Here is a 13,166-nt window from a genome sequence, read left to right on the forward strand (position 1 = left end):
CGCGCGGCGGGTGTAGATCACCTCACCTGATACAGATAGAGAAGAGAACCACATGGGCAAGGCAACCGGTTTTCTCGAGTTCGAGCGCCGCCACGAGGCGTACGAAGCTCCGCTCACGCGTGTGAAGCACTACAAGGAATTCGTTGCGGCATTGACCGACGACGAAGCCAAGATTCAAGGCGCGCGTTGCATGGACTGCGGCATTCCGTTCTGCAACAACGGCTGCCCGGTGAACAACATCATCCCGGACTTCAACGACCTGGTGTTCCATCAGGACTGGAAGAACGCGATCGAAGTGCTGCACTCGACGAACAACTTCCCCGAGTTCACGGGCCGCATCTGCCCGGCACCGTGCGAAGCGGCCTGCACGCTCGGCATCAACGACGATCCGGTCGGTATCAAGTCGATCGAACACGCGATCATCGACAAAGCGTGGGCCGAAGGCTGGGTCGCACCGCAGCCGCCGAAGCACAAGACCGGCAAGAAGGTCGCCGTGGTCGGGTCCGGCCCCGCCGGTTTGGCCGTCGCGCAGCAACTCGCGCGCGCGGGGCACGATGTGACGGTGTTCGAAAAGAACGACCGCATCGGCGGCCTGCTGCGTTACGGCATTCCTGACTTCAAGCTGGAAAAGTGGCTGATCGACCGCCGCATGCGCCAGATGGAAGCCGAGGGTGTGACGTTCCGCGCCAACGTATTCATCGGCAAGGCTGATTCACTGCCGGCGCACATCGGTAACACGGCGAAGGAAACCATCACGCCGGCCGAACTGAAGGACCAGTTCGACGCAGTGGTGATCGCAGGCGGGGCGGAAACGCCGCGCGATCTGCCGGTGCCGGGCCGCGAGCTGGAAGGCATCCACTACGCGATGGAGTTCCTGCCGCAGCAGAACAAGATCAACGCTGGCGACAAGGTCGCAAACCAGCTGCTCGCCAAGGCCAAGCATGTGGTCGTGATCGGTGGCGGCGATACGGGTTCGGACTGCGTGGGTACGTCGAACCGTCATGGCGCGAAGAGCGTCACGCAATTCGAACTGCTGCCGCAACCGCCGGAAGAAGAGAACAAGCCGCTCGTGTGGCCGTACTGGCCGATCAAGCTGCGCACGTCGTCGTCGCATGACGAGGGCTGCTCACGTGATTGGGCTGTCGCCACCAAGCGTCTGGAAGGCAAGAACGGTAAGGTTGAGAAGCTGATCGCCGCGCGCGTCGAATGGAAGGACGGCAGGATGCAGGAAGTGCCGAACTCGGAATTCGAAATGAAGGCCGATCTGGTGCTGCTGGCCATGGGCTTCACGCAACCGGTGTCGCCGGTGCTCGAAGCGTTCGGCGTCGACAAGGACAACCGCGGCAACGTGCGGGCGTCGACCGAAGGCGACAAGGCCTATTACACGTCGGTGGACAAGGTGTTCACGGCGGGCGATATGCGTCGTGGCCAGTCGCTGGTGGTGTGGGCGATTCGTGAAGGCCGTCAGTGCGCACGTTCGGTCGATGCATTCCTGATGGGGCATTCGGAACTGCCGCGCTAACGTCTCAGGCTGGTTTCCGTCCGATGGGGCAGGAACCGGCTAATGCTTGCAGGACGAGGTGGAGACGACAAAGCGGTATATAAGCAGTTCGCCAAAGCAGTAAAAAACAAAGCCGGGCACCTGAGAGGGTGACCCGGCTTTTCCCTTTTTTGCGACTTGCAGTGCAGAGCTCCCTATCTATGCGATGGGTCGCGGGATCATTTCCGATACCGGGTCAACGTCAGCCCGTCGAGATCGATCTCCGGTTGGCGCTGTGTGATCAGGTCCGCCACCACGCGGCCCGAGCCCATTGACATTGCCCACCCCGTAGAACCGTGCCCGAGGTTCAGCCACAGATTGCCCACGCTGGACGGGCCGAGCAACGGCGCGCCATCGGGCGTCATCGGCCGGCGGCCCACCCAGAAGTGTGCGGAAGTCGGATTGGCCGCGTGCGGAAACCAATCGCCGAGGACTTTCATCAGCGTCTGCAAGGCCTGTTCGCGCAAGGTCGTCTGGCGATTGCCGAGTTCCGCGGTGCCCGCCACGCGCAGGTTGTTGCCGAAGCGCGTGATTGCCGTTTTCAGCGACTCATCCATCAGTGCCGCGAGCGGCGCTTTTTCTTCGTCGGTGATGGGCAGCGTCGCCGAGTAGCCTTTCACCGGATAGAGCGGCACCTTCACGCCGAGCGGCGCCAGCAGCGCCACGCTATCGACGCCCAGCGCCACCACCACGGCATCGCCCTGCAAGGTTTCGCTGCCACGTTCGCTCGCGATGCGCACGCCGCGCACCGCACCGCCTTGCACATCGAGCGACTCAACGCGCGTGTCGAAGCGAAATCGCACACCGTTGCGCTCGCAGATCGCGCGAAGTTCACGGGTGAAGCGCGCGCAATCGCCGGCTTCGTCGTCGGGAAGGTAGAGGCCCGAGAGTGGCGTCTCGCGCGCCCAGCGCAAACCCGGCTCGATCTCGACGCACTGCGCGGCGGTGACCTCGCGGTGCGCGATACCGGCGTCGCGCAGAATCGTCAGCGCGGGTTGCGCGAGTTCGACGTCGTACTCGCTGCGGAACAATTGCAGGTAGCCCTGGCTGCGTCCGTAGTCGAACGGATGGCAGCGGCGGAATTCCTGCAGACATTCGCGGCTGTAATAGGCGATGCGTTGCATGCGCTGCTTGTTGACGCGAAACCGCTCCAGGTCGCATTCACGCAACCAGCGCGCGATCCAGCGCCATTGAGCGGGATCGAAGGTGGGGCGGAAAATCAGCGGTGAAGTCGGCTTGAACAGATACTTGAGAATCTTCGCCGGCATGCCGGGCGCGGCCCACGGCGTCACATAGCCCGGCGCGATCACGCCGGCGTTGCCGAAACTGGTGGAGAGCGCGACGTCCGGCTCCCGCTCGATCAAAGTGACGTCGCAGCCTTGCTGGCGCAGATAAAACGCGGTGGCGACACCGATCACACCGCCGCCCAGAACAATCGTTTTCATGGGGTTGGTCGGCGAATTCAGGCGATAGGACGGGCCGCGCCGAGTACTTTGCCCTTGGTTTCCGGAAGACACACCGCGGCGACGATCACCAGCAGATAGCCCGAACCGGCGACGATGCCCATTGCCTTAACCAGCGTCATGGTTTGCGACAGCGTACCGACCAGGATAGGAAAGAACGAGCCGAGACCGCGGCCCAGGTTGTAGCAGAAGCCTTGTCCCGAACCGCGGATCGAATTCGGATAGAGCTCCGACAAATACGCGCCGACGCCCGCGAAAATCCCTTGCACGACGATCCCGAGCGGGAAGCCGAGCGCGAGCATCATGCCGTCGGTGATCGGCAGCATCGTGTAGACCATGCCGAGCACGAACGAGCCGATCGCGAACAGCACGAACGACGCGCGCCGGCCGATCTTGTCGCACAGAACCGCTCCGACCATATAGCCGGTGAACGAGCCGACGATCAGCACGATCAGATAGCCGCTGGTGTTGAAGACCGAGAGATGGCGCACGGTTTTCAGATAGGTCGGCAGCCAGGTGGTGATCGCGTAATAACCGCCGAGCATGCCGGTGCACAGCACGCTGCCCAGCACGGTTGTTTTGAGGTGAGGGAAGGAGAAGATCTGCAGGAAGTGCGAGGTGTCGAAACCGCTCTCACGCGCACGGCGCGTTTCGAGAAAAATTTCAGGATCGCTGACATTGCGGCGAATGTAGATGATCCACAGCGCGGGCAGCAAGCCGATCCAGAAACAGGCGCGCCATGCGACCTGTTCCGGCAACAACGCGAAGAACGCCCAATAGATGATGGCCGCCGCGGCCCAGCCGAACGACCAGCTGCTTTGCACGGTGCCGACAGCTTTCGCGCGATGCTGAGGTGAACGGATGGTTTCGGCCATCATGATTGTCACGACCGACCATTCACCGCCAAAGCCGATGCCTTGCAACGTGCGGGTGGTGAGCAACTGCCAGAACGAGTGGGTGAAGCCGGACAGGCAGGTGAAGATCGCGAAGGTGGCGATGGTCCACTGGAGGACACGCACGCGTCCGTAGCGGTCGGCGAGGATACCGGCGAGCCAGCCGCCCACCGCCGACGAAATCAGCGAACTGGTCGCGATCATGCCGGCTTCGCTTTTGGTCATGCCCCATGTCGCGATCAGCGTCGGAATGAGGAACGAGTAGATCATGAAGTCGAAGGCGTCGACTGCGTAGCCGCCGAAACCAGCGTAGAGGGTGCGGCGTTCGCGCTGGGTCAGTTCGGTGAACCATTGGAGAGAGGGCATGTTTTTGTGGGGTCTCCAGGCGGTTTTTGCCTTCCGGCGGCTCGATCGGGTTTTTTGTATTCTAAGGGGACGAGGAGTTCTGCGGCCAGTTGTGGTCAAAAATGGCGAGGGGGTAAGAAACTCCATTCCGGTTCCTTACGAACTACTACCATGTAACCCAAAAATTATTCGCCGCCGTTAAACTGCGTCGGCAGCGCTCAAGCTGCAAAAATTATCTTCACGCTCGCGCTCGCCACCTCGCCACAGTTCATGCCCGCAATCGCAAAAACCTGCTCGCCATCCCGCCGCTCCGCGAGTACGCCTTTGCGGGCCTATCAATCGCGTCGCGGGTTCCTGAAATCCTCGGCAAGCGTGCTGCTGCTCTCCGGCATGGGGAGTTCGCTGCTGTCGGCTTGCGGGGGCGGAAATCTGGACACGGATCAGCCGGAAACGCCGCGCCTCGCCTCGGTGAGCAACTTTCGCGATGTGGCAGGCGCGGCCGCCGGCTATCCCACTGTCGACGGCAAACAGATGCGCCGTGGTGCCTTCTATCGCGCGAATGCACTGACCCTCAGCGCCGCCGACGTGGCCGCTCTCAACAAACTCGGTATTGCGTCGGTCTACGATCTGCGCACGCCCGGCGAAATCGCCCGTGCCGCGGATATCCTGCCGACTGGTGCGACTTCACAAGCGCTCGACGTCCTGGGTATCAGCGACTTCGTCGCGCCAACGTTCGATACGGCGGGTGCCGCCGTTGCGTTCATGCAATCCCAGGCGCGCGCCTATGTCACCGGCGCTGCCCAGCGTGTCGGTTACGGCGAACTCCTCACGCGGCTTGCCAATGGCACCGGCGTGCAACTGTTTCATTCCAATGCGGGTAAGGATCGCGCGGGCTGGGTTGCGGCACTCCTGCTCAGCATCGCCAACGTACCGCTCGACGTCATCACGCAAGACTATTTGTTGAGCAACGTCTATCTGGCCCAATCGATCCAGGCACAAACCGCCACGTTGCGCGCGCAGGATGGCGACGCGGTCGCGACGGTCGAGTCGCCCTTGCTCAACGTCCAGGAAGGTTATCTGCAAGCGGGCTTCGATCAGGTGCAGGCGAGCTACGGCACCATGGCGAGCTATCTGACGCAAGGTCTTGGCCTTTCTCAAGCAACGATCGATGCGCTGCACGACCGCCTGGTCGCCTGACTCGCGCTCGCCGCGCGTGGTGCCGGGCGGAACACACCGGCAGGCGCGGGCGAAAAAAAGTCCGCCCCAAGGAACTGGGCGGACAGAGAAGGGCGGCATCGAGGTTGCCGGGGGCGACTATAAGGCCGCAGCCATCGCGAAAGCCCATTCAGTAAGGGCGCGTAAGCGCCCATGCTCGATCCCGCTAAACCTTCTCCGCTGGCCTCATGATTGTGCGGGCCCAGGCAATTCGATCCGTACTTCCAGCCCGCCTTGGGCGTGATTGCGCACATGGCAGCGTCCGCCGCGATCGTGCGCGAGCCGGGCGACGATCGCGAGGCCCAGGCCGCAATGGCCTTCGCCGCCGCGCGCGGCGTCGAGCCGGACGAACGGTTTCATTGCCGCCGCAATGCGGTCGTCGGGAATGCCGGGACCGTGATCGCGCACACTGATGACCCAATGCCGGTCGTTACGTGCCGTGGCGATATCCACGGGCGGCGAGCCGTGCTCGAGCGCGTTGTCGACGAGGTTCGTGACCAGCCGGTCGAGCAAGGTGCGCGGCAGCGTGAACGACGAACCGGCGCGCAAATCAAGTGTGAACAGCGGCGTCTCGGTGCTGTCGCTGGCGGAAAATTGTTCCTGCAGGAATGCGTTGACTTCGACCGGCGGCCCCGCGTCGGCGGACTGGCCGGCAAACTCCAGAAACTGCTGCACGATGTTGGTCAACGAGTCGACGTCGCGGATCAGGCCGGCCCGCTCGCTTTCCGCCACCAATACGCTCGCGCGCAACTTGAGGCGCGTGAGCGGCGCCTTCAGATCGTGCGCGACGCCGGCCAGCATCACCGCCTGGTCGTCGCCGGCTTCATTCAGACGCCGCATCATGTCGTTGAAGGAGCCAATCAGATCGCGCAGTTCACGCGGGCCTTGCACGGTCACGGGTTCCGGCCGGCCGCCTGATCCGAACGCGCGGGCAGCATCGGCCACGCGCGACAGCGGCCGCTGCATCTGCCAGACCGCCAACAGCGACAGGATCAACGCGGCCAGCAGCATCGAGATGGATTCGACCAGGAAGCGCGGGCGCGGCGGTACGTCCACCGGCACGACGACCCAGTTCGACTTGCCGGGGAACAGCACCCATAGCTGCGGCGGCCGCAGGTCGTCGACGGCGATCTGAGTGCCGGGAGGCAGGTTCTCGTGCAATTGCCGGCTCAGTTCGACCAGCGGATGCATGGTTGGCGCGTGCAAATGGACGCTTGACGGCATGTTCCAGGTGGGCACGAGGTGCACGCGCATGGCAGGCGCGAGCGCGGCGCCCTTCATCGGCTCGCCATTGATGGCCTGCAGCACCAGCAGAATGCCGCGCGCGAAGCCGTCGATTTCGTGGCGCGGTGGCTGCATCACCACCAGCACGAACCACCCGGCCTGAATCGCGAACAACACCGCCGTCGACAGCAACGCCATTCTGCCGAATAGCGTGTTCAGCGGGTTTCTCATGCGCTTGGGGCAGCCTCGTCGGCGAACGGTGTGCCGTCGGCATCGGGCACGAACACGTAGCCTTTGCCGCGCACTGTTTGCACATAGCAGGGATTGGACGGGTCGTCCTCGATCACGCGGCGCAGGCGCCAGATCGGCACGTCGAGGCTGCGGTCGCGGAAGGCGAGATTGTCGCGATGCACGAGATCGTGAATCAGCACGCGCGACAGCACCTTGTACGGATTGTTGACGAAGATCTTTAGCAGCGCGAACTCACTGTCGCGCAGCGGCAACTTCGAGTCGTCGCGCGACAGCGAGCGGGTGGCGAAGTCGAGTTCGAACGGGCCGAAGCGATACGGCTTGCGGGCTTCGGGCGCGCTCGTGGTGGACGGCCCGCGGCGGCGCAGCACCGTATGAATGCGCGCGAGCAGTTCGCGTGGGTCGAACGGCTTGGTCAGATAGTCGTCCGCGCCGAGCGAAAGCCCGACGATGCGGTCGGCCACCGTGCCGCGCGCCGTCACGAAGATCACCGGAATGTCGTCGCCGGCGGCGCGCAAGGCGGTGAGCGCGCGTAAGCCGTCGGTGTTCGGCATCATGATGTCGAGCACAACGACCGACGGCCGTTCACGTTCGAGCCGGCGTTGCAGATGGGTGCCGTCGTGCAGCACCGACGCGTCGAAGCCGTTCGTCTGCAGAAACTTGCAAAGCAGATCGCGTACGACCGGATCGTCGTCGACGATAAGGACCTGTGGATTCATGGCGAAATTCTAGACTGACGCGCGCGACGCGCGACCGACTGTTTTCTTACCAATGCTTACGGAAAGTCGCGCCATCGCTGCCGGTTAGGGCGTCAGGCCCGCCACCAAAGGCTCACGACCTATTTCAGTGCTGCATATCTGGCAATACGCTGGCGATGCATTGGCTACGTGCAGCGCGGCGCAGCGGTCATTTTGCACCGCTTAAATTCCTCCGATGAAAGAATTTTCCCGCAATTCCTGCTGCTGGAAACGGGTCGCAATGAATCGCAACGGGTCGTAAGAACCGCCGGAAAGCGCGCGTTCCTTCGTGCATCGCCACCGCGTGCGCGGCGAGATGATTCGTCGTGCAGTACGTTGCGCCGCATGTCGAAAACAGCCTAACGCCTTGGGCCCACGGCAGGCGGCGTGAAATCGAAACCTAGCGCCACGCGAGGCTCATCATGACCGTTCACAGCAATCTCAGTTCAACCCGCTTTTCTTCGCTCGCGCCCATGCCGGCGGCGGAAAAGCCCGCAACGCCCAACAACTCGTCGGTTTCACCTACACCGCAGGCACGCGAGTCCGCCAGCGAGGCGCTCCCCTCGCTGCCGTCGGGGCTGGTCGGGCATCACGTCAACACGACTGCCTGACGCACCGAGGCCCGTGTGTCGACCCCGAGCATTCCTGAGCGCTTCATCCGTGTCGCTGCGTGGTTGACGCTTGGCGCGGCGCTGCTGCCACTCGGCGGCTGCGCCGTCGCCGCGCTGCCGTGCCGGCTGACGTCGGCCACACTGAAAGTCATCCCGGTCGTCGGCCATGCCGCGGCCACACCGTTCGACATGTGTTCATCCGCCATCGACTGAATCATGACATTCAAACGGATTGCCTACGCGCTCGTGCTGCTAGGCGGCATGGTCCCGATGGCTGCCGAGGCGCAGCCGGTCGCGCGTGAAGCGAATGCGGCCAGCGCCGCGTCGAAGGGCGCGCCCCCCGAGGCACGCCGGCGTTCGCAGGACATGCCGTTCGCGTTTCGCGGCATTGCGCTCGGCACCACGCTCGACGAATTCCGCGCCGGCTCGACCGTGCGCGCCACGCCGCTCGGCAGCGTGCCCGTCTGCGAGACGGACGTTCTGGCGGGCGCGCTCGGCATGCGGCTGAAATCGCGCGAGAGTCTGACGGTTGCGTGCCGCTGGGCGCATCGCACGGACGATGGCTGGGCGGTGTCGCAAGCCGTTGTTGACGGCGTGCCGGCCCAGGAGCATGTGCTGCGCTTTGCGCGTATCGACGCTCAGAGCGCACTGCGTCTGTACGAGATTTCATTTGTGATCGACGAGATCACCGCCGAGGACTTGCGCGATGCGCTTGCGGACCGTTATGGCGCGCCGCGTCTGGTGACGCAAAGCGTGTCGTCGCCGGGTGCGATGCCGGTCTACGTGTGGGACAACGCGGTGAGCTCGATCACGTTGTGCTTTTTGCCAGGGACCCGCAACGGCACGCTCACCTATCTGTTGAAGGGCTCGGACGCATGGGTGAAGTCGGTCGTGCGGCAATGGCAGGCAAGCGGTGCCGAGGCGGGCTGATGCACGGTCTCATTCATCGCGCCGTTGGCGGGCGCATGCGTCGCTTCGATTGCATCGTTGAACCAGGCACCGGCGCGCCGACCCCACCGTCCGTTTTCAATCCGGCCAATTCGGCCACGGAGCATGCATGACTGCGCTACGTCTCACTGTCGCGCTTGGCGCGGCGGCCTGTCTCGCGGCTTGCGCAAGCAATCAGCAGCCGTCGATCGTTGAAACACCCATGTCACCGCCGCTCGCGTCGGCGCCGCTGAACGTCAATACGCAGGGTGCGATCTATCAGGCCGGCTCGCCCTTGCTGCTCTACGAAACACCGCGTGCCCAGCATATTGGCGACGTGCTGACGATCCGCTTGTCGGAGTCGTACAGCGGCAACAATAGCGCGACCGCTGCCGCGAGCCGTTCGAGCAGCATCACCGCGACCGCCGCCGATCAGTCGACCAATGCCGCCGCGCGCCTCGCGAGGCTGTTCAACGTCGGCTCGGCCAGTACCGACTACAAAGGGCAGGGCAGTCTCACCGATATCAGCGGCATGACCGGCACGCTGGCCGTGACCGTGATCGGCACGATGTCGACCGGCAATCTGGTGGTGTCGGGCGAGAAGCTGATCGCGATGAGCGGTAACCGTGACCGCTTGCGTCTGTCAGGCATCGTCAATCCGAAGGACATCGAAGCAGGCAATTATGTGGCGTCGAGCAAGGTTGCGAATGCACGCATCGAGCAGGCCGGCGTGGGGATGGTGTCCGACGCCACCACGATGGGCTGGCTGCAGAGGATGTTTCTGAGCGTGCTGACGTTTTGAGGTCGATATGGGATGGGCGGGGGGGGCACGCGCCGCGTACATTCCCCTTATGCACCGGGTAAGTACTACGAAAGCTGCGCCGCGTCGCGTTCCGCTGCGCCGATTTCACCGTCCGGCACGAATACATAGCCGCGTCCCCAGACGGTTTGCACATAGCGAGGCTCGGACGGATCCACTTCGATCAGCCGTCGCAAACGCCAGATCGAGACGTCAAGGCTGCGATTGCGATGCGCCTCGCTATTGCCGTGCAGCTTCTCCAGCAACTGCGCGCGAGTGAGTACGGTCATCGCGTGCGTGACGAACACCTTGAGCATCGCAAATTCGCTCGAACGCAGCGGGATGCGTTCGCCATCGCGGCGTAATTCGCGTGCCGGAAAACTCACCTCGAAACGACCGAAACGATAGGGCGCGCGCTGCTCCGGCGCGCTCGGCGCAATCGTGCCGCGGCGGCGCAGAACGGTGCGAATCCGCGCGACCAGTTCGCTCGGCTCGAATGGCTTGCCGAGATAGTCGTCGGCACCGAGTTCGAGACCGATCACGCGGTCGATCGGATCGGCGCGCGCGGTCAGCAGGATCACGGGAATATCGTCGCCGGCAACGCGCAGTGCACGCAGTGCGCTGATGCCGTCGAGCTCCGGCATCATGATGTCGAGCACGACCAGCGCGGGACGCTCGTTCTGCAATGCGCGCTGCAGCGCCATGCCGTGTTCGAGCGTGGACACCCTGAAGCCTCGCCCTAGCAGATAGTCGCTGACGAGTTCGCGTACGACGGGGTCGTCGTCGACGACCAGAATGGATGGGTTCATCCAGGTCATCTTAGTGATCCGCGCGAGCGGCGCAAAGCGCCTAACGCTTTCGATTCCTTTCTCGCGTAAGAGAAAGCAAGCAATGCAGGCGGTGCGCCTAGTTTGCCAGCGACGTCTGGATAGTCTGCATCGGCTGCCGGGCGAGCTCGGTTTGATCGACCACCATCTTGTCGATCAAACCATTGAGCTTGGTCGATGACGTCGAGAAGCGGTCGGTGTTGAGCCCGCCGGTCTGGTAACGCGCGGTGACGAGAATGCGCCCGTGCTGGATCAGCGTCAGGTCGATGATCGATAGATACTGAATCGTTTCGTCGCTGAACGAGCGGCGGCCGTAGTCGGTCGCTGCGTTGTAGACGAGGCGCGCCTCGCATCCGGCGGGCGAGGTGCCCGGATTGTAGACGTCCGAACGAATACCGTGCCGGTCGAGCGCAAGCTGCAGCGCCGGCACGAAATCGCCGACCGACACCGTTTGATTCACTTCGATGCAGACATTATGGACGTCTGCCCGCCGGCCGTTGACGAAGGTCGGCGACGAGTAGTTCGCCGCGATCGCGTAGCCCGCCTGAATCACCGAACCGGTGGCGTCGGCTGCTGAGATCAGCGTCCACGCGCAGCCGTTGAGACCCAGCGCGAGCGTGGCCGAGGCGGCGAGCCGGGCACCGGGCCGCCGCAACATGACCCACGCGGCCAAAGGTGCCCGCGTGAAAGCGTAAGCGCGCAAGCTCGGCATAAAGGTCATGATGCGGTGCCTGGTGGCGGTGAAGAAGTACGGCGGAACAATGGATTCCAGCGATCACAAAGGTCGCAGCGGATAGCGGCAGACCGGCCCACGCTTAGCGTGTAACGCGCAGGCGTAATTCGTTTTGCCCTTGCACGCTAGCCGTGACGTTCACGCGACGGTCGTCGGTGGTCACGACAAAATGCTGACGCGTAGGCGTGTTGACGTCGTGCACGACATTCGGAAAGCAGGCGGCGATATCGGCGCCGAATTCTTCGAGCGGATCGTTGACGACACCGTCAGCTTGCCAGTGCGCGCGCCAGTGGCAATCGTAGGCATGCGTGTTGGCGCGGCAGTCGTCCGCGGCCGACACGCCTGGCAGTTGTGCGGCGGCTTGCGCGTGCAATTGCTTGAAGTCGGGAGCGTCGACGATGTGCCTGAGCGCGGGGCAAATGTCCGCCGGTTCGTTGGGCTGGGCGGCGGGCGTCGCGTGCGCTGCGCTCGCGAGCAGCAGGGCTGCGCCGAGAGCTAGCGCTGCGCGCCGGGTCAAAGGATGGAAGCGGCGATCGAATGACATGTGCGAAGAGTCCAATAGCAGTGAGGGGCGTGGCGGACCGGACGTGGTACGGTCTGCACGACTATCGTCGCTGCTACAAGGGTTTTTCAAAGCGTGGAACAGCTTGCCCGCTTCGCAACTGCTTTCGAACTCTTCTCGCGTGTTTCCGGATGTTGCGGCGTGTCGGCTGGCTGCGCGTGCAAGGTCGCGCGAATGCCTGCGCAGTGCCTCGCTGCGCGGAGGATTGCGCTAACGGGCGGTGTGCTGTCTAGCCGAGCGTGAGGCCGCCGTCGATATGGATCACCTGGCCGGTGATATGGCGCGCTTCGTCGGAGAGCAGGAACGCGATCAGCGCCGCGACATCCGCCGGCTCGGCAACGTGGCCAAGCGGCGTCGCTTCGGCGGCGCGGGTCCACACCGATGCATTATGGGCACTTGGGCCGCGATCTTTACGGGTATAGCCGGGGGCCACGCAATTGACCGTCACACCATGCGGTGCAAGTTCGGCCGCCGCGGTTTTAGCCAGCGATTCGATCGCCGCTTTCGCCGCCGCCGTAGCGGCGAATGGTGCATCCGCACGATAGCGATGCGCGACGAACGAACTGAGCGCGACCACGCGACCCCGCTCCGAAGTTGCCAAGGCGGGCGTCGCACGCTTGACGAGCGCGGCGAACGCGGCCGGCATGGCGCCGAAGGCGGCGCTGAGGGTATCCGCGTCGAGCGCGTTGAGCGTTTGCCGTTGTGCTTGGCCGGCGTTCGCGACCAGTTGATCCAGCGCGCCGAAGCTCGCGAGCGTTTGATGAATCACGTGTTCGGCGGCGCCGCGTTCGGCCAGATCGCCGAACACCGTCGCACAGCGCGCGCCGTTCGCGCTGCAATCGGCGGCGACCTGTGCAAGACGCCGACGCGCTTCGTCATCGGCGCCGCGTGCGTGCAACATCAACGCGGTGCGCGGCGCGGCAATGCGCCGGGCCAGTGCCGCGCCGATGCCGGAGCCCGCGCCGGTGATCAGGACGACGCGATCGAACCCGGCGCCGCTCATGTCAGCCGTGCTGTTTGCGTCACCTGTGCTGCTCGTGT

Annotated in this window: 14 protein-coding genes; 6 read left to right on the forward strand and 8 right to left on the reverse strand. The window is 63.8% G+C overall.

Going from position 1 to position 13,166, the window contains the following annotated elements; translation table 11 throughout:
* The first annotated feature begins 52 nt into the window (after positions 1 to 52).
* The gene (locus KHO23_RS26140) at positions 53 to 1,522 is read left to right on the forward strand and encodes a glutamate synthase subunit beta (RefSeq protein WP_211614467.1); all 1,470 of its coding nucleotides are present in this window, start codon (positions 53 to 55) and stop codon (positions 1,520 to 1,522) included.
* 197 nt (positions 1,523 to 1,719) lie between these two features.
* On the opposite strand, the gene KHO23_RS26145 is transcribed toward KHO23_RS26140, so the two are convergent.
* Together KHO23_RS26145 and KHO23_RS26150 are read right to left on the reverse strand one after the other, a co-directional pair.
* The gene (locus tag KHO23_RS26145) at positions 1,720 to 2,985 is read right to left on the reverse strand and encodes a D-amino acid dehydrogenase (protein WP_211614469.1); all 1,266 of its coding nucleotides are present in this window, start codon (positions 2,983 to 2,985) and stop codon (positions 1,720 to 1,722) included.
* A 17-nt stretch (positions 2,986 to 3,002) separates the two neighbouring features.
* Entirely contained in the window at positions 3,003 to 4,262 is a 1,260-nt protein-coding gene (locus tag KHO23_RS26150) for an MFS transporter (protein ID WP_211614471.1), read from the reverse strand.
* A gap of 249 nt (positions 4,263 to 4,511) precedes the next feature.
* On the opposite strand from KHO23_RS26150, the gene KHO23_RS26155 reads away from it, so the two are divergent.
* Positions 4,512 to 5,438, forward strand: coding sequence for a tyrosine-protein phosphatase (locus KHO23_RS26155; RefSeq protein WP_211614473.1), 927 nt, complete (start codon positions 4,512 to 4,514; stop codon positions 5,436 to 5,438).
* 204 nt (positions 5,439 to 5,642) lie between these two features.
* On the opposite strand, the gene KHO23_RS26160 is transcribed toward KHO23_RS26155, so the two are convergent.
* Positions 5,643 to 6,911 carry an ATP-binding protein gene (locus KHO23_RS26160; protein ID WP_211614475.1) on the reverse strand — a complete coding sequence of 423 codons (1,269 nt, stop codon included), beginning with the start codon at positions 6,909 to 6,911 and terminating at the stop codon, positions 5,643 to 5,645.
* Positions 6,908 to 7,648, reverse strand: coding sequence for a response regulator (locus KHO23_RS26165; RefSeq protein WP_211614477.1), 741 nt, complete (start codon positions 7,646 to 7,648; stop codon positions 6,908 to 6,910). The genes KHO23_RS26160 and KHO23_RS26165 overlap by 4 nt, the downstream gene beginning before the upstream one ends.
* Positions 7,649 to 8,088: 440 nt before the next feature.
* Between KHO23_RS26165 and KHO23_RS26170 the strand changes: the two genes are divergently transcribed.
* From KHO23_RS26170 to KHO23_RS26185, 4 genes are all read left to right on the forward strand, one after another.
* On the forward strand, positions 8,089 to 8,277 hold the full coding sequence (locus tag KHO23_RS26170) for a hypothetical protein (RefSeq protein ID WP_211614480.1): 189 nt from the start codon (positions 8,089 to 8,091) through the stop codon (positions 8,275 to 8,277).
* 45 nt (positions 8,278 to 8,322) lie between these two features.
* Positions 8,323 to 8,490 (forward strand): DUF6726 family protein, encoded by a 168-nt coding sequence (locus tag KHO23_RS26175; protein WP_328822005.1) that lies wholly within the window; start codon positions 8,323 to 8,325, stop codon positions 8,488 to 8,490.
* A gap of 3 nt (positions 8,491 to 8,493) precedes the next feature.
* Positions 8,494 to 9,207: a hypothetical protein gene (locus tag KHO23_RS26180; protein ID WP_211614484.1), complete on the forward strand. Its 714-nt coding sequence runs from the start codon at positions 8,494 to 8,496 to the stop codon at positions 9,205 to 9,207.
* Between the two features lie 127 nt (positions 9,208 to 9,334).
* On the forward strand, positions 9,335 to 10,006 hold the full coding sequence (locus KHO23_RS26185; protein WP_211614486.1) for a flagellar basal body L-ring protein FlgH: 672 nt from the start codon (positions 9,335 to 9,337) through the stop codon (positions 10,004 to 10,006).
* Between the two features lie 65 nt (positions 10,007 to 10,071).
* Here the strand turns inward: KHO23_RS26185 and KHO23_RS26190 are convergent, their stop codons facing one another.
* From KHO23_RS26190 to KHO23_RS26205, 4 genes are all read right to left on the reverse strand, one after another.
* Positions 10,072 to 10,812, reverse strand: coding sequence for a response regulator (locus KHO23_RS26190; RefSeq protein WP_211614488.1), 741 nt, complete (start codon positions 10,810 to 10,812; stop codon positions 10,072 to 10,074).
* A 97-nt stretch (positions 10,813 to 10,909) separates the two neighbouring features.
* Positions 10,910 to 11,551, reverse strand: a complete 642-nt coding sequence (locus KHO23_RS26195; protein WP_211614490.1) for a hypothetical protein — start codon at positions 11,549 to 11,551, stop codon at positions 10,910 to 10,912.
* A gap of 94 nt (positions 11,552 to 11,645) precedes the next feature.
* Positions 11,646 to 12,107, reverse strand: coding sequence for a hypothetical protein (locus tag KHO23_RS26200; RefSeq protein ID WP_211614492.1), 462 nt, complete (start codon positions 12,105 to 12,107; stop codon positions 11,646 to 11,648).
* Between the two features lie 247 nt (positions 12,108 to 12,354).
* Positions 12,355 to 13,128 carry an SDR family NAD(P)-dependent oxidoreductase gene (locus tag KHO23_RS26205; RefSeq protein ID WP_211614635.1) on the reverse strand — a complete coding sequence of 258 codons (774 nt, stop codon included), beginning with the start codon at positions 13,126 to 13,128 and terminating at the stop codon, positions 12,355 to 12,357.
* Positions 13,129 to 13,166 lie beyond the last annotated feature (38 nt).

The organism is Paraburkholderia haematera, from assembly GCF_905220975.1.
Taxonomy (GTDB): Bacteria; Pseudomonadota; Gammaproteobacteria; order Burkholderiales; family Burkholderiaceae; genus Paraburkholderia; species Paraburkholderia haematera.